The organism is Shinella sp. JR1-6 (genome assembly GCF_004284735.1).
In the GTDB taxonomy this organism is placed as follows: Bacteria; Pseudomonadota; Alphaproteobacteria; order Rhizobiales; family Rhizobiaceae; genus Shinella.
In genome coordinates, this window is the sequence record NZ_SHMI01000007.1 from 195831 (window position 1) to 220637 (window position 24807).

Below are 24807 nucleotides of genomic sequence, written 5' to 3' on the forward strand. Positions count from 1 at the left end.
CGCGTCTTTCAGTGGAGGGCTGCGGGGGAAAGCCCGGGGGAGGGGAGAGGGGACGGCAGGTGCCCCGTTGCCCGGCCCGCACCGGCCGCCCGCGTTTTCAGAAGTTCGAGGAAATCATAGCCGGCGGTCCAACGGCCGAAACCGCTGGCGATGTTGATATGGCCGGCATGGCCGATATCGACGAGGTCGCTGCCCCAGGCGCGCGCCGTCTGGCGCAGCCGCTCGGCCGGCATGTAGGGATCGTTGAGGCTGCCGACGACGAGCGAGGGAAAGGGCAGCGGGCGCACCGGCATGGCACCGAACCGGATGATGCAGGGATGCAGCCCTTCGGTCGTCTCCAGATCGCAGGGCGCCACAAGCAGCGCGCCACGGATGCGCCCGGCGAGCCGGCTTTCGGCAAAATGCGCCGCGAGGATGCAGCCGAGGCTGTGGCCGACCAGCCAGACGTCGTTGCCCACCATCTCCACCACCCGTTCCAGCCGGACGAGCCAGTCCCGCTGCTCCGGGCAGGACCAGTCGTGCTGCTCGACCACGCGGCTTTCCAGGTTGTCGCGCGCCCAATGGCGCTGCCAATGCGCCGCCGGCGAGCCGTTGAGACCCGGCAGGATGAGCGTATCGACGGGAATATCGAGCGACGGCATGGTGGCCTCCAGACGATCGGGATGCCCTGCGGCATCGATACCGGGGAGGATAACGCGTTCGGCCGGCGAGTATAGGAATTCTATCTTTTATATGGACTAATTTTCGAAAAGCCTTTTCGCCCGGAACAGGAAGCATAACCTGCAACACTCGAAGCCCACGCCCCGCCAAGGGCGGCCATCGGCGATAGAGGCCGCGGCCCTTGCCCGCGCGGGCGGCGCCGGTTTCAGGACACCAGGCGTCTGGCCGTGATGGCCTCGATCTCTTCATGGACAAGGATGCTGGAGACGGCCTTGAGCAGCGGCTGGGGCCTGCCGAGCAGGAAGCCCTGGGCTTCCGTGCAGCCCGCCTGGCGGATCGCTTCCATCTGGGCCGGGGTCTCGATACCTTCAGCCGTCGTCGTCATGCCCAGCTCGCCTGCAAGCGCCGCGATGGCCGAGACGATGGCGGCGCTGTCGGGGCGGACCGTGATGTCGTTGACGAAGGAACGGTCGATCTTGACCTTGTCCAGCGGGGCCAGCCGCAGGTGGCTGAGGCTCGAATATCCCGTGCCGAAATCATCGAGGACGATGCGCACGCCGAGTGCCTTCAGGCTCTTCACCGCGGCAAGGGTCCGGTTGTCGTCGTCAAACAGGGCGGTCTCGGTGATCTCCAGCTCGAGCCGCGCCGGATCGAGGCCGGTCTCGGCCAGCACATCCCGGACGATCGCGACCATGTCGCCGAAGGCGAGCTGCACCGGCGACAGGTTGACGGCGATGCGCGGAGCTCCCGGCAGATGCACGGCATCCCGGCACGCCTGCCGCAAGGCCCAGGCGCCGATCTCGACGATCAGCCGGGTCTCCTCCGCCAGCGGGATGAACTCCCCCGGAGACACGGAACCGCGCTCGGGATGCTGCCAGCGCAGCAGGGCCTCGAAGCCGCTGAGCGTGCGGGAGGCCAGCTGGTAGATCGGCTGGTAGGCGAGCTCGAACTGCTCCTCGGCAATCGCCCGTCGAAGGTCCGCCTCGAGGGCGATGCGGCCATGCAGCTGCTCGTCCATTTCCTCCGTGAAGAAGCAGAACGTGCCGCGCCCGCGGGACTTGGACTGGTAGAGCGCCACATCCGCCTGCTTCAGCAGCGTGTCGGCATCCCCGCCCGCACCCTCGGCAATGGCAATGCCGATGCTGGTCGATATGGCGATCGCCCGGCCCTCGATGGAGAACGGCTGGCTGAGGACATCGACGATGCGGGCGCTCAGCACTTCGGCGGATTGCGGCTGGTCGTGCCCGGTGCACAGGATCGCGAACTCATCGCCGCCGAGGCGCGCGACGGTGTCGGTCTTGCGCACGCAGGCGGACAGGCGCCGCGCGACGTCCCGCAGCAGCTGGTCGCCGACCGGGTGGCCGAGCGTGTCGTTGATGTCCTTGAAACGGTCGAGATCGAGGAACAGCAGCGCGGCCTGCCCACCCCTGGTGCCGATCTGCTGCAGGACATCGGCGATCTGCGTGCGGAAGGCCAGCCGGTTCTGCAGGCCAGTCAGGTCATCGTGATGGGCAAGGAAGCGGATGCGGCTTTCCTGGCGGGTGAGGGCAATGTTCTGCCGCTGCGCCTCCTCGACCGCGGCATTGGCGCGGGCATTGGCCGCGGCGAGCTCCGCGTGGGCCGCCTTCAGCGCGGTGATGTCCGTGCGGATGCCGACGCGGCCGCCATCGGCCGTCCGCCGCTCGCTCGCCAGCACCCAGATGCCGTTCGGCAGCATGCTCTCGATCGCTCCGCTATCCCCGCTGTGCCAGGCGACAAGATCGCCGATGAAGGTATCGATGTCCCCCGTAAGCTGCGGATACTGGCCCCTTTCGGCGCCCCGGCGAACGATATCCTCGAAACGCGCGCCTGCCTCGATGAAGGGCGCGCTCAGCGCGTAAAGGTCGCGGTAGCGCTGGTTGCAGGTCACCAGCCGGTCGTTCTCGTCCCACATCACGAAGCCATCGGACATCGCCGCGATCGCATTGTCGAGGACGGCAGAGGCGCGCTCGCGCTCCGCGCCGACCTTTTCCCGCTGGCGGATGGCGACCAGGATCGCCGCCGCGAAGGCAAGCACAAACAGCGCGACGATCCCGGCACCGAGAACGATGCCATCGCGCGCGCTGCGCCAGTCGGAGAGCAGAACCGCGTTCTGTGCGCTGAGCACCACCCTGATGTCACCATAGAGCGACTGCCGGGCAACCGTCAGAACGCCACCGTCCGAACCGGTCTCGGTGGCCGGGAAGGCCACGCCGTTCACCGCCCCCTGCCGATGGGCAGCGCCATGGGATTTGCCGATCAGCAGCTCGTCATGCGGCTGCGAGGCGATGACCCTTCCATCGGCGCGCTCCAGGAAGATCCGCGTGCCGCGTCCCAGATTGGTCTCCGACACCAGCTTCATCAGGGTCTGCAACGGCACTTCGGCGACCGGAACGATGCCGATCCATCCGGGGATCGGACGCGCGACATAGAGCGACCAGTCGCCGGTGACGGGATTGTGCACCGGGCCGATCAGGGTTGTCGGATTACGGCCCACCAGCGCGACATCGGTCGGCAGCGGATGGCGCACCGTCATCGATTGCCCGGACGCCACCACGCTGCCATCCGGCGCAACCAGCAGGAGATCGCGAAAGGCCATTGTCTGGAAGCTGATGCCGCTCAGCAGCTGGCCGGCCGGCCCGGCCTGGCCCGGGGCGATCTTCGCCGCCTTGAACAAGGCCGGGAGGCTCGCCAGCGCGCCGTCGACCTGAAGCAACTGCCGCTCGAGCGCGTTCTCCACCGCCTTGGCGGACCCTTCCAGCGATTGCCGCGCGGCCTGCCAGGCAGCCCGTTCCGCCTTTTCCACGACATGCACGGTGCCAAGCGCGATGATCGTCAGGATGGCGGCCGTGCCGGCGCAGACCACGAGCTGAAGGCGTTTCATCACGGCAGGATACCCCGGCATTTCTGGTTGGTCATGGGCTTTGGGGCTCGTTTGCAAGGACGGGTTTGAGATAGGTGTTCCAGGTCTGCTCGCAGCTCTTTCCGCATCGCTTGAACCAGCGCGGCAGCACGACGTCGAGCAGCAGGCGCTGCCGCCGCACCTCGTCCTCCGGCGATGTCGGCACGATGGTCATCGCCGCCTGGGTTTCGCCGGAACAGTCAGGCGCGCCGGCATTGCAGGCGAGCCCGCGCGCCGTGTCCGCCTCGGCCTGGGCCCAGATCCGCTGTTCGAGCTGGCGCACGCCCTGCGCGACCGTGCTGCGCACATCGACGGGCAGGTTGTCCCAATAGGGCCGGTTGACGCCGAAGATCGATACGCCCCAGCTCAGCGCCATGGCATGCACATAGGATGTGACCTCCGGCAGCCCGATCTCATAGCCGCTCAGCGTGCCGGTGATCGCGCAGTCGACGAGGTCATCGCGAAGGCTCGGCACGATATCGGCAAAGGGTATGCTCACCGGCACGGCACCGAGCGCCGTCACCAGTTCCGATTGCGCGACGGAAGACGTCCGGATCCGCCGGCCGGCGAGATCGTCGAGACCGGTGAACGCGTCGACGCAGAACAGCACCTGCGCCGGATAGGCGTAGACGCCGAGAAGCCGGATATCGTAGCGCTGGTCCAGCACCATTTCCAGGTGCGGCCGGTAGGCGCCGACCGTCCGGCGCAGCATCGCCACGTTGGGGTTCAGCGTCGGCAGGTCGATCGCGCTCAGTTCCGGCTCGTCCCCGGCGGTGGCGCTCAGCAGCACGGTCCCGAAGGAGACGACGCCAAGCCGCAAGAGCTGAAGCATTTCCTGGGCACGCAGCCCGCCGGCATCCAGCGGGCGGATCGCCGCGCTGATCCGGCCCTGCGACAGCGGCCCGATTTCCGTTTCCCAGAACGGCTGCTCGATCTTGGTGAACTGCGTGACGCCGGCAAGACCGCCGATGACCTGCAACCGGACCTGATCGCCTGAAGATTGCTGGGCGGAGGCACCGCCGGCACAGCCAAGCAGCGCAGCAAACAGGGTGCACGCCAGCCATGCGCCGGTAAAGCGGCCTGCCGCTGCACGCCCGCACCCTCGTCCGCTCATTCGTTACCCCCGGCTTACTCTTCTCCCAGCGTGAAATCTTCCGTCATAGAAGTTAACGGACCCTGTGTCCGAACTGCGAAATATGACATCTTGAGTTGCATCGATACGCCCGCGTTTTCCGGGATGCTCCGCAGTCTGGCTTGCCCGCTGCGATTTCGTCGAATAGGGCGGGATCGATATCCGGCCCCTCTTGAACCGGCCGCTTCCGGACGCCAGATAGGCGCTCGGACCGCAAGGAGACTGACGCTTGAACACGACCTGCCCCGTTCTCACGCCCGCAGAGAAACATTATGTCGAGATGCAGGAGCGGGTGGAGAAGGCCATGATGGCCGCAATCCACGCGGCGCTGAAGACCGCGAGCGAACAGGCTGCCGAGGAATTGAAGGCCGTCGGCCTCGACGAGCCGCCGCCGGCCTACGACTATTTTGTCGCCCACGCCCAGCAGCAGCTGTTCCTGCACCTGTGCGGCGCGGACCCCGAGACCTTCGAGGGCGGCGATCCCGACATCGCCACCTTCGTCATCCGCAACGGCCAGAACATCCGCGACCACTACTGGGCCAAGGACAGGCCGGCGTCCGGCGACGCCGAAGGCTGACCGAATCCCCCGCCGAGATCAGGGGGCCATAAGCTCGAAGCGGTGCATCTCGTCGTCGAGGCCGCGATAGGTCCATGCCAATGCCGTGAAGAAGGCGTGGGCCGCGTCGTTCTCGTGATCGACGAAGGCCATCCAGCCGGCGGCCGGCGGATGGCCGTCCCAGCCGACGACCGCGGCAAGCGCCCGGCGGCCCAGGCCCGTGCCACGCACGGCGGGGCGCACCGCGATATCCGTTATCCCGTGGAGCCCGCCTGGCTCGGGACTCCACACACAACCGACGAGTGCAGCGGGCGCACCGTCCTCGACACCGACGAGCTGGACGCCGTCCGTTGCGTGCAGGACGTGATCGAGCCATGCCTCGTCGAGCGGACCGAGTTCCTCGTTGAGGCGCTCGTCCTCGAACCAGTGCTGTATCCATGGCCAATCCTGCGGGGTGATCCGTCTCAACTGCATGCGCGTCCTGTGCTCCCTGACCGATGCCCCGAAGATGGGAACGCCGGACCGGAAATTCCATGGGGCCGGGTGAGGGCGATCGCCGGTGTCGGACGGAGTGCGCGGCCCCCCTCTGCCCGGCCGGCCATCTCCGCAGACCCCACGCGATCGCCCCCGGCGGGGAAATGCCGCGTCCCTTTCGAGAGCGCGGCCTCCCGGCCTTACTTCACCTGCGTGACCGTCAGCTTGCCATTGACCCGCTCTGCGACGAACTCGACCTTTGCGCCGGCCTTGAGCTTCTCCATGAGCGCCGCGTCGGCGACCTGGAAGACCATGGTCATGGCGGGCATTTCGAGGTTCTTCAGCTCCTCGTGGACGAGCGTGACCTTCTTGGCCTTCTCGTCCACCTTCTTGACGGTGCCGCTCGTGAATTCCTGCGCGAAGGCGCCGGAGGCGGCCGCAAGGACGAGCGCTGCGGAAAGAGCGGTTTTTGCGCTGAATTTCATGACGTTCTCCTTTCTTCTCACTTCTTGGCGACGGTGATGTCGCCGTGCATGCCGGCGTCGTAGTGCCCCGGCACGAGGCAGGCGATCTTGAAGACGCCGTCATTGGTGAACTTCCAGACGACCTCGCCGGCCTTGCCGGGGGCAAGGCGGATGGCATTCGGATCCTCGTGTTCCATTTCCGGGAACTTCTCCATGACCGCCTTGTGCTTCATGACCTCCTTCTCCTCGTCGAGCACGAATTCATGGTCGAGCTCGCCGGAATTCTTGATCGCGAAGACGATCGTCTGGCCCTTGCGGACCTTGAAGGTGCTCGGCGTGAAGATCATCTTGCCGTCGTCGGTCTCCTTCATTGTCACGCGGATGGTCTGGGTGGCCTCTGCCTTCTTGCCGGGTTCGCCGACAGCCATGGCGCCGTGGCCGGCATCGGCAAGGGCGCTCGTCGAAAAGCCCGCTGCGAGCAGCAGCGCGGTCAGTGCGGTCTTCATCATTTCATATCCTTCGTTTCGAGGGGGTTGGCTCAGCCGTGCCTGGCGTGGCCGGGGGTAATCGTGGTCTTCGCGTCCTTGGCCTTGGTCGTTTCGGGCAAGGCGCCCGTCCACTCCCAGGCCTGCGTGCCGGGCGGGTTTTCGTACCAGCCCGGATCGCTGTAATCGCCCGCCGAGATACCCTCGCGGACCTTCACGACCGAGAACATGCCACCCATTTCGATCGGGCCATGCGGGCCCCAGCCGTTCATCATGGGGATCGTGTTCTCCGGTATCTCCATCGACATTTGACCCATATCCGCCATGCCGGCGGTGCCCATGGGCATGTATTCGGGACGGAACTGTCTGATTTTCTTGGCGACCTCCTTCTTGTCGACGCCGATGAATGTCGGGACGTCGTGCCCCATGGCGTTCATGGTGTGGTGCGACTTGTGGCAATGGATCGCCCAGTCGCCGACATATTTCGCGTCGAACTCGTAGGCCCGCATCGCCCCGACGGGGATGTCGATGCTGACCTCCGGCCAGCGCGCTTCCGGCCGGACCCAGCCGCCGTCCGTGCACGTCACCTCGAAATCGTAGCCGTGCATGTGGACCGGGTGGTTCGTCATCGTCAGGTTGCCGACACGCACGCGGACCTTGTCGTTCTTGGAGACCACCAGGGGGTCGATCCCCGGGAAGACACGGCTGTTCCAGGCCCACAGGTTGAAGTCGGTCATCTCCATGATGCGCGGGACATAGGCGCCGGGCTCGATGTCGAAGGCGTTCAGGAGGAACACAAAATCCCGGTCGACGGGCATGAAGGTCGGGTCCTTCGGATGCACGACGAAGAAGCCCATCATGCCCATCGCCATCTGGACCATCTCGTCCGAATGCGGGTGGTACATGAAGGTGCCGGACTTGATGAGGTCGAACTCGTAGACAAAGGTCTTTCCGACCGGGATATGCGGCTGCGAGAGCCCGCCGACGCCGTCCATGCCCGAGGGCAGGATCATGCCGTGCCAGTGGATCGTCGTGTGCTCCGGCAGCTTGTTCGTCACGAAGATGCGCACCCGGTCGCCCTCGACCGCCTCGATGGTCGGGCCCGGCGACTGGCCGTTATAGCCCCAGAGATAGGCCGTCATGCCCTCCGCCATCTCGCGCTCGACAGGCTCGGCGATCAGGTGGAACTCCTTGACGCCATTGTTCATGCGGTAGGGGAGCGTCCAGCCGTTGAGCGTGACGACAGGCGTGTAGTCCGGGCCGGTGGTGGGACGCACCGGGAACTGGGTGGCCGCGCTATCCATGACCGCCGCCTCGGGCAGGCCCATATTGGAGGTCTGGGCCCAGGCGGTGGACGAGACGAGCGCCGCGCCTGCAGCGCCGGCCCCGAGAAACTGTCTTCTGTTGAACATCGTCGTTTCCTTTCTCAATGGCCGGCGCTTTCGGCTTCTTCAGCCGGTGCCGCGCCGCCTTCCGCCGCCGCCGAACCGGTGCTGCCGCCGTAAAGCACGGGGGCAAGGTTCGCTTCGGCGAGCCAGAAGTCGCGCTTGGCGTTGACGGCAAGGAGGGTGGAATCGATCTTCTCGCGGCTGTCCGCGATCAGCTCGAAGGTGCTGGTGATCATGCCGTTGTAAGTCATCATGGATTGCTCCTCGATGGCCGTGCGCAGCGGCAGGACGCTGTTGCGGTAGTGGCGGGCGATGTCGTAGGTCGACCGGTAGGCCATATAGGCCGAGCGCGCCTCGGAACGGACGTTGACCGCCTTTTCCGCGAGCTGGTTGGCTGCCCGCATATAGGCGAGCTCGCCCTTGCGCATGCGGGCCTGGCCGGAATCGAAGATCGGGATGGTGAATTCCAGCCCCGCCGTTTTGGAAATGCTCCGGCGGATCTTGCCGTCCTCGCGCTCACGCTCCTGTTCCAGCGTGCCGACCAGCTCGATATCCGTAACGAGGCGGGTGGCGTCGGTGAGCTTGTAGGACTGGGCCGTCGCCGAAAGCTCCAGCCGGGCGACCTGCAGGTCCATGCGCTTGTGGATGGCCTCGGCCTCGATATCGTCCCGCTTGGCCAGCGCCTTGGGAAGCGACGGCAGGCGATTGGGGATCTGGAACTCGATGTCCGAGCCCGACAGGCCCATCAGCCGGACCAGCTCTTCCTTGGCGAGCTTTGCGGCGAGCCGCGCCTTGGCGGTCTCTCCCGTCAGCTCGGCGTAGAAGACGTGCTCGCGGGCCTGGTCCGCCTTGGGCATCGACCCGGCTTCGCCGATCTTCGTGGCGAGTTCGGAAGCCGCGTCGGCGGCCACCTTGGCCTGGTTGAGATAGGTGACGTTCTCCCAGGCGGACACGGCGTTGATCCAGGCACGGCGGGTTTCCGCCGCCAGCGAGACCGTCTCGACCGCAGCGTTCAGCTGCGCCTGCCGGAAGCGCGTTTCGGCCAGCTTGATGTCCCGGTCGTAGGTGGCGAGCGCAAGGATGTTCGCCGCGATGGTCCCCTCCAGGACCCGGTAGGCCTCAAGCCCCGGCGTGCCGATGCCTGAGAGCCCGACGGAAACTGTCGGCAGCACGGAAAGCTGGGTCTGCCAGGCGTCGGCGGCGCTGTCGCCAAGATCGGCATAGGCCGCCTGCAGGCCCTTGTTGTTGAGGAGCGCGACCTGGACGGCGGTCTCGACGTCGATCGACTTCCTGGCCATCAGCGCCTTCACGCGTTGACGGGTCTCTTCGGCCTGCTGGCGGTTCTGCACCCAGACGGTCTGCTTGCCCGTGGCTTCCGCGCTTTTGGCCGAAGCGTCGGAAAAGCCCGCCGTCTTCGCCGAATAGCCGGTGCTGACGCAGCCGGTGGCGAACAGGGGAAGCACAAGCGAGGCGACCAGCTTCATCTTCAGCGATACCATCATGCACCGCCCTTCGGTGCCTGATCGTTGTTGAGGCCACGCCACGGCTTGGGATCGACGGGCATGCGATGAGAATAGGCGCCGATGGGGCTCTGATAGGCGAGGGGAGCCGCTACGGCGGTGTCGGGATCATGGGACGAAGCGACGACTTCGGGCAGCGTGGATGCGCATCCGCTCGCGACAAGCGGAATGGCAGCCACCAGGAACATGAGTTTCATGGCGAAAATCCGAGAAATAGATGACGAAGGCGCCGGCGCGCGTTGCCGCGCACGGGCACTGCAACACCCTCAAGGGGTCTGCGGGATCTCAGATATTGGGCGGCAGGTGCAGACGGGGTGCAAGGCCGACGAGATCGTTGTCGTCGATGAACGCAAGCACGGGATCAAGACGCGGATGGGCCAGCGCGGCGCTGTCGCAGTCGATGGCCGCGACGCCGCAATAATCCTGGCAGCAGTCCGGCTTGGTGTCCTTCGCGCCCGCCTGCCGCTCACCGCCGCCATGGTGATCCTCGTCCGCGACGGCGGCGTGGTCGGTGCCATGGGAGGCGGTATGACCGGCTTCGATCTGGGAAGCTGCGGCCGGCGTCTGCGGATGCATGGCGGCATTTGCCGAGGACAGGCTGTAGCCCGCCAGCGATACGACGATCACCAGTCGAAAAATCAGCGTTGCCGCTGCAGAGGCGAATCGAAGCATGCCGCTCATGATCCCGTAAATCACCGGAGCCTTGAAGATTGTCAACCGGCCCCGCTCTCAAACTGCACGCCTCCCGTCGAAAGACAGACGGGCAGCACGCGGGGCGGCCAGGAGGAAGGCGGTTCGTTTGAGCATCGTCCAGGTCCTCGTTCACGGCTGCGACATGCAGCACGGGAAGGCTAGGGCGACGATTTTTCCCTCACCTCTCGCAAACCTTACAAATTTGTAAGGGAGCGGCGGCGGGTATCAGCTCTTCCAGAAAAGCGGCGTCAGCACCACGAGCACCGTCAGCACCTCGAGGCGACCGAGCAGCATCATTACCGAGAGCAGGTAGAGGGCGGGGTCGGAGATGGTCGAGAAATTGCCGGCCGGGCCGATGATGGCGCCGATGCCCGGACCGACATTCGAGAGCGCGGTGATGACGGCCGACGTCGAGGTCAGCACGTCGTAGCCGAAGGCCGACATGGCGAGGCTGCCGGCGGCCCAGAGCATCAGATAGGTGGTGAAGAACAGGACGACGGCGCGCTGCAGTTCGGGATCCACCGTCATCCTGCCGTAGCGCACGGCATGGATGCCGTTCGGATAGATCAGCTTGTAGAGGCCAGTGCGGATCATGTTGAAGAGGATGATGAAGCGGTAGGCCTTGATGCCGCCCGCCGTCGAGCCTGAGCAGCCGCCCATGAAGGTCATGAAGAACGCCATGGCGACGACGAAGGGCCCCCAGAGCGTATAGTCCTCGCTGGCAAAGCCCGTCGTCGAGAGGATCGTCGAGACCGTGAAGAAGGAATGGGCGAGCGCGGCGTGGAAGGGCACGCCACTGTTCAGTCGGTGATAGACGGCGATCGCCACCGAGAAGGCGACGAGATAGGCGAGGAAGACACCGATCTGCGGGTCGCGCAGCGCGTCGAGCCGGCCGCGCACCATGAAGACGATCAGGATCGAGAACGGGAGGCTGCACACCGTCATGAAGAACGCGCCGGCCCACAGCAGCGGCAGGCTGTTGAAATAGCCGAAGGACGCGTCATGGGTGGAGAACCCGCCGGTCGCCACCGTCGCCATGGCATGGTTGAGCGCATCGAAGCGGCTCATGCCGAGCACGGCATAGGTGAGCGTGCAGGCGAGCGTGATCAGCACGTAGACGAGCACGAAGGCGCGGGTGAAGCTGGCGATGCGGGCGAACGGCTTGTCGTTCGTGTCGGAGGATTCCATCTTGAAGAAGGAGATGCCGCCGACCCTGAGATAGGGCATGACGAAAAGGCCGAGCGCGACGATGCCGATGCCGCCCAGCCAGTGCAGCAGCGAGCGCCACATCAGGATGCCCGGCGGAGCGTGGTCCAGCCCGGCAATGACGGTCGAGCCGGTCGTGGTGATCGCCGAGACCGATTCGAACAGCGCCTTGGCGAAGTCCATGTCGAGCGAGGACAACATGAAGGGCACCGCGCCGACGAGCGAGAAGACCAGCCAGAGCAGGTTGACGTGCAGAAAGCCCATCTTCTTGTTGAAGGGCGGCGGGCCGGAGCGGGTCGCCGCGGCCGCAAGCAGAGAAACGCCACCAACAAGCACCGCCGACAGCACGAAGACCTGCCAGTCCCGATGGCCGTAATAAATGTCGACCATGGCGGGTACGAGCATGGCGGCGGCAAGATACAGCCCGCAGATCGCCGAGATGTTGATGGCGGACCGGTAGATCGTGGCGTTCAAGGAAGATGGTCCCTCATCAAGGCATGGCCGCCCGCGCCCTCCGGCGGCTGCCGCAGGCTTTCAGGTTCCTCTCCCTACACCGGAAGACCGCCGCCCGGAAGCGCCTTCCGGCGGATCGGCGGCAGTCGCGGCAGCGGACTGGGCTCAGTCGAGTACGGCCATGCGCAGTTCGGCCTCGCGGCCGAGCTGCGTCATCCATTCGGTATATTGCGGGCGGTTCTTGATCTGGCGGCCGTAGTGGCGGCCGAGCGCAGCGTTGAGTTCGCCCTTGCGGCCGAGCTGGGCATCGGCAAAGCCGATCATCTGCGAGTTCGGCCAGGCCTGCGGGCGAATGGCGACGAGGCGGGTGAAAAGATCCTCGGCAGCCTCGCCGGGGTTGGCCTGCGCCATCAGGGTCAGCATGGCGGCCGTCGAGCGCGACACGCCCATATGGCAATGGACCAGGAGGTGGCTCGGTCCCTGGCTGTCCTGCCGTGCCTGGAAATCCGCGCCGAACTGCAGGATCGCCTCGACATGGTCCGGCCGGGGCATCACCTGGTCCGGCAGGGCGGCGATGATGTCATGGAAACGCAGCGTCGTGCGGTGATGCCGGGCATAGGTCGCAAAGGCCTCGAGCTCGGGCAGATCGGGATCGACGATGGACAGGACGTGGGTCACCTTGCGCTCACGCTGAGCCGGCAGTTCATCGATCCCGCAAACCGTCAGTTCCGGGGTAAAAATCACATCCATGGTCTATCCTTCCAATCCTGCTGCTTCGGCCCATCGCCACGTCAACGCTGGCGCCAAACGAGGGCGAAAGCATGTCGCGCGCCGCCTGCTTCTACGACAGGCAGGCGGGCGCCGATAGGGCCAAATCCGGGGGCCTCGCGCTGAGAATCAGGCGCCTGCCCCGTTTGCGGCGGCAAGTGTCTCCTGGCGTCGGCGGTGGGCCTCGATCGCCGCAGCCTCGGCCTGGCCCTCGCCGCTGTGGCCACCGACCTGCACGGTGGGGGAGGCGAACTGGATGCCGTTCTGCTTGAAGTCGAGCTTGATGCGATTCATGATCTCGCGGCGGATCATGAACTGCTCGCCCGGCTTGGTGGTGAAGCCGACACGCACGACGATGGCATATTCGCCGAAATCGGAAACACCCTTCATCTTCAGCGGTTCGAGCAGGATATCCTTGTATTCCGGCTTTTCGGCGATCTCCGCGCCGATGCGCTTGATGACCTTGCGCAGCTTTTCAAGATCCGTGTCGTAGGTGACGGAGAGGTTGAACTTGATGACCGACCAGTCACGGCTCATGTTCTGCACCGCGCCGAGCTCGCCGAAGGGGACGGTGGTGAGCGGACCGCGGTGGTGGCGCAGCTTGACCGAGCGCAGCGAGAAGCTCTCGACGACACCCTTGTACTTTCCGGTCTCGATATATTCGCCGATGCGGAAGGCGTCGTCCCAGAGATAGAAGATGCCCGAGATCAGGTCCTTGACGATGGTCTGGGCGCCAAAGCCGATGGCGACGCCCGCAACGCCCGCGCCGGCGATCAGCGGGCCGATATCGACGCCGAGGCTGGTCAGCACCATCATCACGGCGACTGCGGCGAGCGTCACGGCGAGGATGTTGCGCAGGATCGGCAGCAGCGTGCGGATGCGGGCGTTGCGGCCGCGCTCCTCGTCGGAAACGCGGCGGTCGAGCGGGCCGTCGGCCATGCGCACGGCGATCTCCGCCTTGAGGAACTGCCAGGCGATATCGGCAACCAGCAGCACGGCGATCGCCTGGGTGATGGCGTGGGCGACGCGGCTGACCAGCGTTTCCCCGGCGCCCATCATGCCGGCGGCATCGACACCGGCGGCGGCGGCCACCAGCCAGGCGCACAGGATGATGACGACGCCGCGCGCACCGCGTTCGCCGATGACGAAGTACATGCCCGTCGGGCGATCCACCTCATCGCCGCCATGCAGGCGCGCGACGATCGCCGTCGTCAGGCGCAGGAGCGGGGGCAATACGAACGCCACGATGCCGGCCCAGAACAGAAGATGCAGCCCGGCCGTCCAGACGACAAGCAGCAGGATGACTGCCACCGTCGCCAGCCAGGACCAGATCTTGCGGGTGGTGTCCGTCTGGTCGGCCCGGCGCGGGCGCGACCAGACCGCCTCGATGGCGATGGTGAAGAGACCGAGGTCGAAGGCGAACATGACGAGCAGCATCGAGCCCTGGGAGAAGCCGAACACCCGCATCGATTCCAGCACGACCCAGCCGACGGCGAAGAAGCGCAGCGCGCGCTGCAGCCGCGTGAACCAGTAGTGCGCCTGCTCCGGCGTGATGCGACGTACAGGAGGGGGCTCCTCGGCCGACACAACGACAGCGTCGGCATCCGGCATGGTTTCGGTGGCGGCTGGCGTGGCGAAAGCGGCCGCGCCGTCGCCTTCCGGCAGCGTGACCGCCGGCGTTTCGGCAATGAGGGCCGCTTCACCCGGCACGGCCGGTATCTCGCCCTCGGCCGGCACCGTTTCGACGACAGGCGCCGGACGGCGGGCGGGTTGTTCGAGCAGCCAGACGACATAGGCGCCGATGAGGCTGCCGAAGCGGGCAAGGATGGCGGCAATGGCGAGGATGAGCGCGGTGCGCTGGAGAAGCGGCGGCCAGGCGACCATGGCGAGCGGCAGCAGCGCGCCGACGGCGAAGCTGATGGCCTGCCCGCCGACATGCAGCCCCATCGGCACCACGCCCACCGGATCGGGCCGCGGCCCCGCCTCCGCGCGGCGCCAGTGCCGGCCGGACAGGTGGTTGAACAGCCGCTCGAAGCCAATGGCGAGCAGGGGCACGAGCATCAGCAGCGTGAGGAGGCGCAGGGCGCCGATCTGGGTGACTTCGGCGCGCAGCCGCGACAGGGCGGTGCTGGCGCCGCCGCCAAGCTCCATGCTGCCCCGCATGATGGTGTCGATGCGGCGCTGGACCACGTCGAGCCTGTCGGCGACATAGCCTGACTGCATCATCGACCCCATGCCGCCGGCCGGTGTTTCGTCCGCCTTGGTCTCGTCCTTGCGGGCCGTTTCCAGCCAGGCGGCGACATCGGGATCGGCAAGCAGGCGCGATATCTCGCGCAGCTTGTCCTGCGGCGCCGTATCGGCATCTTGCGCCAGCGCAGGCTGGGCAAGGCCGGCGAGAAGGAGGATCATCGCCCCGAAGAGCATCCTGCAGGGCAAGAGATCGCGGATTGCAGTCACCATAGGCGTCATGGTCTCCCCTTGATGGACGGCGCCACCGCCTGGAGCCGCCGGCACCCTTCGGGTGTCCAAAGGAATATTAGTACATGCCGCGCAGAACGGCCATCGCCGGTTTCAATTCTCGGCCACACTTTTGCCACCGAACAGCAGGCTGCAAAACCGCTGCACATCGCCGCGGAAAATGGTCTAGCTTGGGCCCGTCCTCCCGCTCGGAGGGCAACGGAAAATCCAGAGGGACGGGTAGATTTCAAAATGGCAGACAGACTGAAGAACAAGACCGCGATCATTTCAGGCGGCGCGACGGGCATGGGCGGCGCCTCCTCGAAACTCTTTGCCGCCGAAGGGGCGCGCGTGGCGATCATCGACCGCAATGCGGAGGCGGCGGAAGCTACGGTCGCGGCCATTCGCGCCGCAGGCGGCGAAGCCGCCTTCTGGACGGCGGATGTTTCCGACGAGGACGCCGTCAACGCGGCGGTCAGGGGTGTCGAGGCGACCTATGGTCCGGCCAATGTTCTCTTCAACCATGCCGGCACGATCGTCATCAAGCCGTTCCTCGAAACGACGCTGGCGGAGTGGGAGTGGCTGCATGCGGTCAATGTCCGCTCGATGTTCCTGATGACCCGCGCCGTCCTTCCCGGCATGATCTCGACAGGCGAGGGCGCCATCGTCTGCACCTCCTCGATCTCGGCCGTCGCAGCAACACCGATGGAGGTGCTGTACGACACGACCAAGGGAGCGGTGCACCAGTTCGCACGGGCGATCGCCGTGGAGTTCCGCGACCGCAACATCCGGTGCAACGCCGTCTGCCCGGGCTTCATCCGCACGCCGCACGGCCTGCGCGAGATCGAGGACCTGCAGGCGCTGGGCGTCGATGTTTCCGATGCGGCCCTTGCCGCACAGCAGGGGCGTATCGGCGAGCCGGAGGACGTCGCGCGCGCCGCGCTCTACCTCGCCAGCGACGAGTCCCGCTTCATCACGGGCACCCATCTCTTCGTGGACAACGGCTTTACTGCCGTCTGAAGATAAGGTCGGCGGAGGGGCGGGACCTGCTCCCGCTCTTTGGTCGATCCGAAAACCGGTACCGTGCCTATGGCTTGCCGGAATAGAGGTTTGCATAGGTCTGGCGCAGCACGTTCTTCTGCACCTTGCCCATCGTGTTGCGGGGCAGGTCGTCGACGAAGAGCACGCGCTTGGGCTGCTTGTAGCGCGCCAGCCGGTCCTTCAGCCCGTCGAGCACCGCCCGTTCGTCGATGGTCGCGCCCTTCTGGCGCACCACGACGGCCGTCACGCCCTCGCCGAAGTCGGGGTGGGGCACGCCGATGACCGCGCTTTCGACGACGCCGGGCATGCCGTCGATCTCGGTTTCCACTTCCTTGGGATAGATGTTGTAGCCGCCGGAAATGACGAGGTCCTTGCCGCGCCCGACAATGTGCACATAACCCCGCGCATCGATCAGGCCGAGATCGCCGGTGATGAAGAACCCGTCCGTGCGGAACTCTGCCGCGGTCTTCTCCGGCATCCGCCAGTAGCCCTTGAAGACGTTCGGTCCCTTCACCTCGATCATGCCGGTCTCGCCATCCGGCAGCGGTGTGCCGGTTTCCGGCTCGGTGACGCGCAGCGAAACGCCCGGCAGCGGGAAGCCCACGGTGCCGGCAATGCGCTCGCCGTCATAGGGGTTGGAGGTGTTCATGTTGGTCTCGGTCATGCCGTAGCGCTCGAGGATGGCGTGGCCGGTCTTTTCCGAGAAGCTGCGATGCGTCTCGGCAAGAAGGGGCGCCGAGCCGGACACGAAGAGCCGCATGCCGGCCGTCGCCGCCGGCGTCAGGCCGGCATGCTGCACGAGGCGGACATAGAAGGTCGGCACGCCCATCATCACGGTGGCGTCCGCCATCAGGCGCAGCGCCTCGTCGGCGTCGAACTTCGGCAGGAGATACATCGACGCGCCTGACAGCAGGGTGACGTTCGAGGCGACGAACAGGCCGTGCGTGTGAAAGATCGGCAGGGCATGGATCAGCCGGTCGGCGCTGGTGAAGCGCCAGTGGTCGCGAAGGGCGAGCGCGTTGGACAGGAGATTGTCATGCGTCAGCATCGCGCCCTTGGAGCGGCCGGTCGTGCCCGACGTATAGAGGATCGCCGCAAGGTCATCCGCACCGCGCCCGATATCGGCGAATTCGGGTGTCTCCGTGCGGGCAAGCTCCAGCAGCGAGCCGCCGCCCTTGTCATCCAGCGTTTCGACGGCCGCGCCGTACTTGCCGGCGACGGGGCTCACGCCGTCGCGGGCGCCCGGCGAGACGACGACCAGTCTCGGCTCGGCATCGCCGATGAAATAGTCGAGTTCCGCCAATGTGCAGGCGGTGTTGAGCGGCAGGTAGACGGCACCGGCCCTGACGCAGGCGAGATAGAGCATCAGCGCCTCGGCGCTCTTTTCCACCTGCACGGCGACCCGATCCCCCGGCCGGACGCCGCGCGTGGCAAGAGCACCCGCCAGCTGCCCCGAAAGGGCAATCATGTCGCCATAGGTCCATCGACGCCCGTCGCCGGTCTCGATGAAGGCCGCCTCCGGTCGTGCCGCTGCCCGGATCGCGTCGAAGAGGTGGTTGCTCATGGGCTCGTTTCCCTCGTAATGCCGATACTGTCGCGCGCTGCCCGCGCCGGGGTTCCCCTCACCGTGCAGGCCGCGCGGGTACACTAGCCTTGTGGAGCTCCGCGCGACAACTCGAATTCCCTGCAGGCCGGTTCAGGGCGAAGGCGCCTTCAGCGGCCCGAGGGCGCTCAGATGCTTGCGCATCGCCTCGGCGGCCTCGCCGTTCCTTCCGTCCAGCACCAGTTCGAGGATGTGCACATGTTCGGCACAGCGCTGGCGGGCCTGTTCGCGGTCCACCCGCTGCTGGTATTCGATGAGCCGGCGCAGCCGGTCGACACGCCTCAGGCTTTCGATGAAGAAGGCGTTGCGGCTGCATTCGGCGATCGCCTCGTGCATCTCGCTGTTCGTCTCGAACAGGCGAACCGCCGAGATTTCCAGGATCTCCCCCGCCACGAAGCGCCGCTGCTGTTCGAGATGCCGCTCCAGCACCGGGCGATTGAGCACAAAACCCGGCTCCAGCAATGCGGCCGGCTCGATCGCCTGACGAAAGCTGTAGCTCTGCCGGTAGGTCTCCATCGAGGTCAACACCGGCAGGAAACGCCAGCCGTGCCCCGGCAGCCGCTCCGCCCAGCCCTCCTCCGACATGCGCCGGAGCAGGGCCTGCAGGCGCGGGCGCGTGATGCCGTAGCGGCGCAGGAGCTCGTTTTCACTCGCCCGGTCGGGAATTTCGCCGGCCAGCCGGTCGCGCGCGATGGCGAGATAGACCTCCTCTCCGCCGTCGGGCGCCGGCTCGCTGGCGGCAAGGGCCCTTGCGGCGGAGGGATCGGCCACCTTGAAGCCGCCGCGCTCGGCCGCAGCCAAAACGCCGGCCTGCTGCAGTTCGCGCAATGCGGTGCGGATCGGCGAGCGCGAGACCAGGAAGCGCTCCGCAAGGCTGCGCTCGGTCAGCGGCTCGCCCGGCGCCAACCGTTCGGCATGCACGAGCCGGGCGATCTCACGGGCGAGGGGGCTGGATATCTGGGTCATGGACGCTCCTGGATGGCCCGGGTCTTGTCGCACGTTCCACAGCCTTCGCCAAGCGCTGGTCCTTTGCACTTGCATAGTACCATGATTCAGACTATTGGACTTTTGTAATTTCGAAATACCACGAGGCGGCGGGCGGCGGAAACGGCGCGGCCAGATTGATTGATTGCCTACGGATTGTCGTATATACGCGCTTAATACCATCCAGGGGTCGATCATGAACGAACTTCATCGCTCGCTGGCGGACAAGATCGTCCGCCATATCAGGACATCGGCCATGGAACGGGGACAGCACCTGACAGAAGCCAGCTTCCAGTCCCTGTTCGGCACGTCGCGCCAGCCGATCCGCTCGGCGCTCGGCATTCTGGCGGACCAGGGCATTGTCGAGCAGGTGCCCAACAAGGGCTTCTATCTGCGCGATCCCGACCGCATCGCCGCCGACCCGCTGCCCGCCGCCAACGATACGTCGGACGAGGCGACCTATCTGCGCATTGCCGATGACCGCCTGTCGCGCCGCCTGCCGGACCGGGTGAGCGAGACCGACCTGATGCGGCGCTACGGCGTGTCGCGGCTGGGGCTGCGCCGCATTCTGACGCGCATCTCCGGCGAGGGTTGGATCGAGCGCAACGAGGGCCGGGGCTGGACCTTCGCGGTGCTGATCGATTCCGTCGAGGCCTACCGGGAATGTTACGACCTGCGCCAGGTGATCGAGGTGCACGGCATCCGCTCACCCGAGTTCCGCGCCGATCCCGTCATCCTCGCGGACCTGCGCCGCCGGCAGGAGATCGTCGCCGACGGCGGCTGGCAGCGGCTGAGCCAGATGGAGCTGTTCGAGGCGAATTCGTCGTTTCACGAAGGCCTCGCCGCGCTCTCCGGCAATCGTTTCCTGATCAACACGGTGCAGAAGCTCAACCAGCTTCGCCGCCTGATCGAATACCGCCAGACGCTGAACGCCGAGCAGGTGCGTGGCCAGAATGCCGAGCATCTTGCGATCCTCGATGCGCTTGATGTCGGCGACACCGCGAAGGCGGCGGATCTGATGCACGACCACCTCGGCAAGGCCAAGCTGCGCAAGGCCCGCGCCGAAATGTTTTCCGGTGGCCCCGCTGGCGGGCCGGACAAGGGAGATGACACATGACACGCGTACTTATACCCGCAGGCGCGCTGGGTCTGGGTTATGACCGCGCGGCGCTGGAGCGCGGCGTCGCCAACCAGCCCGACATCATCGCCATCGACGGCGGCTCGACGGACAGCGGCCCGTCCTATCTCGGGCGCGGCGTCTCGAAATATTCGCGCGCCTCAACCAAGGTGGAATGGCGCGAGTTGATGCAGGCGCGGGCGAAGGCCGGCGTTCCGCTCGTCATCGGCACCGCCGGCACCTGCGGCGCGGATGATGCGGTGGACTGGCTTTTCGACATCACCCGCGAGATCGCCCTGGAGGAGGGCATGCAGGTCAAGGTCGCCACGCTGAAATCCGGCCAGCCGAAGGAGCGGGTGAAGGCCGCGCTCGGCGACGGCCGTCTGCACGCGCTGCCGGCCGCACCCGATGTCAACGAGGCCATCGTCGACGACTGCACCAACATCGTCGCCCTCGCCGGCGTCGAGCAGGTCGCGGCGGCGCTCGCCACCGGGGCGGATATCGTCATTGCCGGGCGCACGACGGACACCGCCATCATCGCGGCGCTGCCGGTCGTTCGCGGCGACCATGCCGGCGCCGCATGGCACGGCGCCAAGGTCGGCGAATGCGGGGCGCTCGCCACCACGCAGCCGAATTCCGGCGTGATCCAGATCGACTTCGACGCCTCCGGCTTCACCATCGAGCCGATGGCGGCAGACGCCGCCGCGACGCCCTATACCGTCTCCGCCCATATGCTCTACGAGAATTCCGATCCGTTCATCCTGCACGAGCCGGGCGGCCATCTCGACGTCACGCGGTCCGAATACGAGGCGCTCGACGGGCGCCGGGTGCGTGTCGAGGGCTCGAAATGGGTGCCGGGGCGCTACACGGTCAAGCTGGAGGGCGCCCGCATCGTCGGCTACCAGACCGTCGGCCTCGCGGTGGTGCGCGAGCGCCGTTATGTCCAGCATGTGCGCGAATGGGCGGCGGATATCGAGGCCAAGGTGCGTGACAAGATCGTCGCCCGCATGGGTCTCGCCCCGGATGCCTTCAGCGTCGAGATCCGGCTGATCGGCATGGATGCGACGCTCGGCGCGCTGGAGAACCGTCACGACATTCCCGTCGAGGTCGGCATTCTCGGCATTCTCACCTGCCCGACCGCCGAACAGGCGGCCGAGGCCGGCAAGATCCTCAACCCCTATCTCCTGCATCATCCCCTGACCGAGGACGAGCCGATGCCGACCTTCGCCTTTCCCTTCTCGCCCGCCGAAATGCAGCGCGGCGCGCTCTACGAGTTCTGCCTCAACCATGTGATGGAGCTGGACGACCCGCTCGCCGCCTTCGTGCTCGAAACCCATGAGGTGGGACATGCCTGAACTGGGAAGCCTCGTCAGCAAGGTACGCTCCAAGAATGCCGGGCCGTTCTGGTTGACGATCGACGTCTTCTGCGACGATCCGGCGACCTATGCCCGGGTGCGTGACGGGCTGAAGGATGCCACCGTGGCGCGGCTCTTCGGCGTCGAGCAGCAGTTGCTCAAGCGTTTCGACATTCCCGCGCTCAACGTCGTGAAATTCTCCGTGCCGCGCCCCGTCGTCCAGGGCACGCGCGCCGACCGCGACATGCACGGTGCCGGCTGGGCCTGCCTCCTGGAGGAACTGCAGATCGACTGACCGGTCCCGAACGCACCTTCCCGATCCCGTCCCTCGCCATCGGCGGGGGACACGCCGGCCACCGCGACGCCTTCTCCCCGTCCCCCGGCAAAACAATGTTGACAAGCGGCCAGATTGTCGTAAGTGTATTAATACGACAACGGCAAGGAGGCCGATGTCTGTGTTGCCGGCTCGGCAGCACCAGGGCTTTCAGCCCGGACTTATTGGGAGGAAATTATGATCAAAGCAGTTTTTGCCGCCGCAGTGGCGTTTTCGCTTTCGGCCGCAGCGCCGGCCTTTGCCGATCCGGCGGTGGTGATGGCGCCGGGCGGTGCCGGTGGCGGGTATGACGCCATGGCGCGCCTGCCGTTCGACGCGATGTCGAAGGAAGGCATCTTCGCCGACGGCGCGACCTTCACCAACAAGGGCGGTGCCGGCGGCACGATCGGTCTTGCCGAATTCGTCGGCGCGAACCGCGGCAACGACAATGCCGTCATGTCGATGGGCGTCATCATGGTCGGGGGCATCCTGCTCAACTCCTCGCCCGTCACGCTCGATGACGTGACGCCGCTGGTGCGCCTCACCAACGATACGGGTGTCGTCGCCGTCGCGACCGATTCCCCGATCAAGACGGTGGACGATCTCGTCAAGGCGATGAAGGAAAACCTCGGCGCCGTGTCGATCGGCGGCGGCTCGGCCGGCGGCGTCGACCACATCGTGATGGCGCTGATCGCAAAGGAAAGCGGCCTGGAGCCGGCCAAGCTGAACTACATCCCCTATGACAGCGGTGCGGAAGCCGTGACCGCGCTCGGCGGCGGTGCAGTGACGGTCGCCGTCTCGGGCGTCTCGGAGTTCAAGCCGATGGCCGATGCCGGCCGCATCCGCATCATCGCGGTCACCTCCGAAGGCCGCGTCAACGGCATCGATGCGCCGAGCCTGAAGGAAGCCGGCCTCAACGTGGTCGTCGGCAACTGGCGCGGCATCGTCGGTGCGCCGGACATGTCTGCGGACGGCCGCAAGATGTGGCTCGACCGCTTTGCCAAGATGCATGAAAGCGCTGCCTGGAAGGACATTCTCGCCAAGCAGGGCTGGGAAGACGCCTACCTCGCCGGAGACGATTTCGTCGCGTTTCTCAACGACGAAAAGACCCGCATCGGCGCCATCCTGAAGGAAGCCGGCCTCGTCAAGTAAGCCGCGGCGCTTTTCGAAAGGATGTCTGACATGACGGAACGCCCCTATTGGCTTGCGGCGGGAACGGTCGGCTGGGGAGCCATCGTTTTCTGGAAGGCCGCGGAACTGCCCCAGTTCGACCAGTACGCCCATGTCGGCCCGGGCTTCATGCCCTCGGCCATCGGGATCGGCCTGGTCCTCATGGGCCTGCTGCTGACACTGCAGATCTACCGGGGCGTTCCGTTCGAGGAACAGGACGCCGAGGACGTCAGTGAGGACCACGCGGTCAACTACACCGCGCTCTGCCTTGCCGCGGCGGCCTGCGCCCTGCCGATGCTGACGATGAAGCCGCTCGGCTTCGTCATCACCTGCACCGGCTGTTTCGTGCTGGTGGCCGCGGCCTTCAAGTCGCGCCGCTGGCATCTCGACCTGGTGCTCGGCCTCGGCTTCTCGCTGTTGTGCTGGTGGCTCTTCCGCAAGCTGGGTGTCCAGCTTGGCGGTCTTCTTCCGATGATGGGGGTGTAGGATGGACGCGATCACCGGCTTGATGAACGGTTTTTCCGTCGCCCTGCAGCCGCACAACCTGATGTGGGCCTTCGTCGGCACCTTCATGGGCACCGCCATCGGTGTCCTGCCCGGCATCGGCCCGGCGCTGACCATCGCGCTGCTGTTGCCCGTCACCGTCTATATCGAACCGACCGCGGCCTTCATCATGTTCGCCGGCATCTTCTACGGCGCCATGTATGGCGGCTCCACCACCTCGATCCTGCTCAACACGCCCGGCGAGAGCGGCGCGATGATGACCGCGCTCGAGGGCAACAAGATGGCCCGCCAGGGTCGCGGCGCGGCGGCGCTCTGCACGGCCGCGATCGGCTCCTTCGTCGCCGGCACCATCGGCACGCTGGGCATCACCTTCCTGGCGCCGCCCATCGCCGAGCTCGCCTTCATCTTCAAGCCGCAGGACTATTTCGCCCTGATGCTGCTCGCATTCCTCTCCGTCTCGGTCGTGATGGGAACGTCCAAGGTGCGCGGCTTCATCGCGCTCCTGCTCGGCCTGTCGCTCGGCGTCGTCGGCATCGACAAGCAGACCGGCCTGCAGAGGCTGACCTTCGGCGTGCCCGACCTCATGGACGGCGTCGAGATGACGGTCGTGCTCGTCTCGCTCTTCGCCATCGGCGAGACGCTCTATGTCGCCAGCCGCTTCGGCCTGCAGAAGCCCAACCTCAATCCGCTCGCCGGCGGCATCTGGATGACGAAGGAAGACTGGAAGCGCTCCTGGAAGCCGTGGCTGCGCGGCACTTTCTTCGGCTTTCCCATCGGCGCGCTGCCGGCCGGCGGCGCAGAAATCCCGACCTTCCTCTCGTATACGGTCGAGCGCAAGCTGACCAAGCATCCGGAAGAGTTCGGCAACGGCGCCATCGAGGGCGTGGCGGGTCCGGAGGCTGCGAACAACGCCGCCGCTGCGGGCGTGCTGGTGCCGCTCCTGACGCTCGGGCTGCCGACGTCGGCCACCGCGGCGATCCTGCTCGCCGCCTTCCAGAACTACGGGCTGCAGCCGGGGCCGATGCTGTTCATCAACTCCGCCGATCTCGTCTGGGGCCTCATCGCTTCGCTCTATGTCGGCAACCTGATGCTGCTGATCCTCAACCTGCCGCTGGCGGGGCTCTGGGTACGGCTGCTCTTCATCCCGCGTCCCTATCTCTATGCCGGCATCCTCATCTTCTCGCTGGTCGGCATCTGGGGCGTATCCAACTCCTGGGTGGACCTTGCCATGATGTTCGGCGTCGGCCTGCTCGGCTACACGATGCGTGTCTATGACTTCCCGATCGCGCCGGTGCTGATCGGTCTCATTCTGGGGCCGATGGCGGAGGTGCAGATGCGCCGGGCGCTCGCCGTGGGGCAGGGGGATCCGATGGTCTTCGTCTCCACCCCGCTCTCGGCCGTGCTCGTCGCCATCTCCGCCCTGATCCTCATCGTGCCGGCAATGCTGCACTGGCGGCGCACCCGCAAGATCGACATGCCCGACAAAACCGCCGGCGCCTGACGCCGCCCACCACCGATGCCAATGCCCGACCGGCCGCACCCCT

23 protein-coding genes are annotated in these 24807 nt (G+C 66.2%); 8 read left to right on the forward strand and 15 right to left on the reverse strand.

Features of this window, described 5'->3' with window-relative positions; all coding sequences use genetic code 11:
• Nucleotides 1-8: 8 nt before the first annotated feature.
• The 3 genes from EXZ48_RS15240 to EXZ48_RS15250 form a co-directional block, all read right to left on the reverse strand.
• Nucleotides 9-641: an alpha/beta hydrolase gene (locus EXZ48_RS15240; protein ID WP_130516795.1), complete on the reverse strand. Its 633-nt coding sequence runs from the start codon at nucleotides 639-641 to the stop codon at nucleotides 9-11.
• Nucleotides 642-865: 224 nt separating this feature from the next.
• On the reverse strand, nucleotides 866-3562 hold the full coding sequence (locus EXZ48_RS15245) for an EAL domain-containing protein (RefSeq protein ID WP_245462124.1): 2697 nt from the start codon (nucleotides 3560-3562) through the stop codon (nucleotides 866-868).
• A 31-nt stretch (nucleotides 3563-3593) separates the two neighbouring features.
• Nucleotides 3594-4694 carry a TRAP transporter substrate-binding protein gene (locus EXZ48_RS15250; RefSeq protein ID WP_023516869.1) on the reverse strand — a complete coding sequence of 367 codons (1101 nt, stop codon included), beginning with the start codon at nucleotides 4692-4694 and terminating at the stop codon, nucleotides 3594-3596.
• A gap of 247 nt (nucleotides 4695-4941) precedes the next feature.
• On the opposite strand from EXZ48_RS15250, the gene EXZ48_RS15255 reads away from it, so the two are divergent.
• Nucleotides 4942-5289 (forward strand): hypothetical protein, encoded by a 348-nt coding sequence (locus EXZ48_RS15255; RefSeq protein WP_130516799.1) that lies wholly within the window; start codon nucleotides 4942-4944, stop codon nucleotides 5287-5289.
• Between the two features lie 18 nt (nucleotides 5290-5307).
• Here EXZ48_RS15255 and EXZ48_RS15260 read toward each other — a convergent pair whose 3' ends face one another.
• The 10 genes from EXZ48_RS15260 to EXZ48_RS15305 all read right to left on the reverse strand — a co-directional run bounded on the left by EXZ48_RS15260 (nucleotide 5308) and on the right by EXZ48_RS15305 (nucleotide 15179).
• A complete protein-coding gene (locus EXZ48_RS15260) occupies nucleotides 5308-5742 on the reverse strand; it encodes a GNAT family N-acetyltransferase (RefSeq protein WP_130516801.1) in 435 nt (144 codons plus the stop codon).
• A 200-nt stretch (nucleotides 5743-5942) separates the two neighbouring features.
• A complete protein-coding gene (locus EXZ48_RS15265) occupies nucleotides 5943-6227 on the reverse strand; it encodes a copper-binding protein (protein WP_130516803.1) in 285 nt (94 codons plus the stop codon).
• 17 nt (nucleotides 6228-6244) lie between these two features.
• On the reverse strand, nucleotides 6245-6712 hold the full coding sequence (locus EXZ48_RS15270; RefSeq protein ID WP_037405311.1) for a plastocyanin/azurin family copper-binding protein: 468 nt from the start codon (nucleotides 6710-6712) through the stop codon (nucleotides 6245-6247).
• Between the two features lie 32 nt (nucleotides 6713-6744).
• Complete coding sequence (locus tag EXZ48_RS15275) at nucleotides 6745-8103, reverse strand: multicopper oxidase family protein (protein ID WP_130516805.1); 1359 nt, start codon at nucleotides 8101-8103, stop codon at nucleotides 6745-6747.
• Between the two features lie 14 nt (nucleotides 8104-8117).
• Nucleotides 8118-9578 carry a TolC family protein gene (locus tag EXZ48_RS15280; protein ID WP_130516937.1) on the reverse strand — a complete coding sequence of 487 codons (1461 nt, stop codon included), beginning with the start codon at nucleotides 9576-9578 and terminating at the stop codon, nucleotides 8118-8120.
• Entirely contained in the window at nucleotides 9578-9796 is a 219-nt protein-coding gene (locus EXZ48_RS15285) for a hypothetical protein (protein ID WP_130516807.1), read from the reverse strand. Before EXZ48_RS15285 ends, EXZ48_RS15280 begins: the two co-directional genes overlap by 1 nt.
• A gap of 88 nt (nucleotides 9797-9884) precedes the next feature.
• Nucleotides 9885-10271 carry a hypothetical protein gene (locus EXZ48_RS15290; RefSeq protein ID WP_130516809.1) on the reverse strand — a complete coding sequence of 129 codons (387 nt, stop codon included), beginning with the start codon at nucleotides 10269-10271 and terminating at the stop codon, nucleotides 9885-9887.
• 246 nt (nucleotides 10272-10517) lie between these two features.
• Nucleotides 10518-11903 (reverse strand): TrkH family potassium uptake protein, encoded by a 1386-nt coding sequence (locus EXZ48_RS15295; protein ID WP_371687661.1) that lies wholly within the window; start codon nucleotides 11901-11903, stop codon nucleotides 10518-10520.
• Between the two features lie 213 nt (nucleotides 11904-12116).
• A complete protein-coding gene (locus EXZ48_RS15300; protein ID WP_023517402.1) occupies nucleotides 12117-12701 on the reverse strand; it encodes a tyrosine phosphatase family protein in 585 nt (194 codons plus the stop codon).
• Nucleotides 12702-12848: 147 nt separating this feature from the next.
• The gene (locus tag EXZ48_RS15305) at nucleotides 12849-15179 is read right to left on the reverse strand and encodes a mechanosensitive ion channel family protein (protein ID WP_165909359.1); all 2331 of its coding nucleotides are present in this window, start codon (nucleotides 15177-15179) and stop codon (nucleotides 12849-12851) included.
• 249 nt (nucleotides 15180-15428) lie between these two features.
• Between EXZ48_RS15305 and EXZ48_RS15310 the strand changes: the two genes are divergently transcribed.
• A complete protein-coding gene (locus EXZ48_RS15310) occupies nucleotides 15429-16196 on the forward strand; it encodes an SDR family NAD(P)-dependent oxidoreductase (protein ID WP_023515593.1) in 768 nt (255 codons plus the stop codon).
• A 67-nt stretch (nucleotides 16197-16263) separates the two neighbouring features.
• On the opposite strand, the gene EXZ48_RS15315 is transcribed toward EXZ48_RS15310, so the two are convergent.
• Nucleotides 16264-17781: a malonyl-CoA synthase gene (locus tag EXZ48_RS15315; RefSeq protein WP_130516816.1), complete on the reverse strand. Its 1518-nt coding sequence runs from the start codon at nucleotides 17779-17781 to the stop codon at nucleotides 16264-16266.
• 132 nt (nucleotides 17782-17913) lie between these two features.
• Nucleotides 17914-18786: a GntR family transcriptional regulator gene (locus EXZ48_RS15320; protein ID WP_130516818.1), complete on the reverse strand. Its 873-nt coding sequence runs from the start codon at nucleotides 18784-18786 to the stop codon at nucleotides 17914-17916.
• 214 nt (nucleotides 18787-19000) lie between these two features.
• Between EXZ48_RS15320 and EXZ48_RS15325 the strand changes: the two genes are divergently transcribed.
• From EXZ48_RS15325 to EXZ48_RS15350, 6 genes are all read left to right on the forward strand, one after another.
• Nucleotides 19001-19921, forward strand: a complete 921-nt coding sequence (locus EXZ48_RS15325) for a GntR family transcriptional regulator (protein WP_050744284.1) — start codon at nucleotides 19001-19003, stop codon at nucleotides 19919-19921.
• On the forward strand, nucleotides 19918-21276 hold the full coding sequence (locus EXZ48_RS15330) for an acyclic terpene utilization AtuA family protein (RefSeq protein WP_023515589.1): 1359 nt from the start codon (nucleotides 19918-19920) through the stop codon (nucleotides 21274-21276). The genes EXZ48_RS15325 and EXZ48_RS15330 overlap by 4 nt, the downstream gene beginning before the upstream one ends.
• The gene (locus tag EXZ48_RS15335) at nucleotides 21269-21571 is read left to right on the forward strand and encodes a DUF4387 family protein (protein ID WP_023515588.1); all 303 of its coding nucleotides are present in this window, start codon (nucleotides 21269-21271) and stop codon (nucleotides 21569-21571) included. Before EXZ48_RS15330 ends, EXZ48_RS15335 begins: the two co-directional genes overlap by 8 nt.
• Before the next feature lie 216 nt (nucleotides 21572-21787).
• The gene (locus tag EXZ48_RS15340) at nucleotides 21788-22741 is read left to right on the forward strand and encodes a tripartite tricarboxylate transporter substrate binding protein (protein ID WP_023515587.1); all 954 of its coding nucleotides are present in this window, start codon (nucleotides 21788-21790) and stop codon (nucleotides 22739-22741) included.
• 30 nt (nucleotides 22742-22771) lie between these two features.
• On the forward strand, nucleotides 22772-23245 hold the full coding sequence (locus EXZ48_RS15345; protein ID WP_023515586.1) for a tripartite tricarboxylate transporter TctB family protein: 474 nt from the start codon (nucleotides 22772-22774) through the stop codon (nucleotides 23243-23245).
• A 1-nt stretch (nucleotide 23246) separates the two neighbouring features.
• Complete coding sequence (locus tag EXZ48_RS15350) at nucleotides 23247-24764, forward strand: tripartite tricarboxylate transporter permease (protein WP_130516820.1); 1518 nt, start codon at nucleotides 23247-23249, stop codon at nucleotides 24762-24764.
• The last annotated feature ends 43 nt before the right edge of the window (nucleotides 24765-24807 follow it).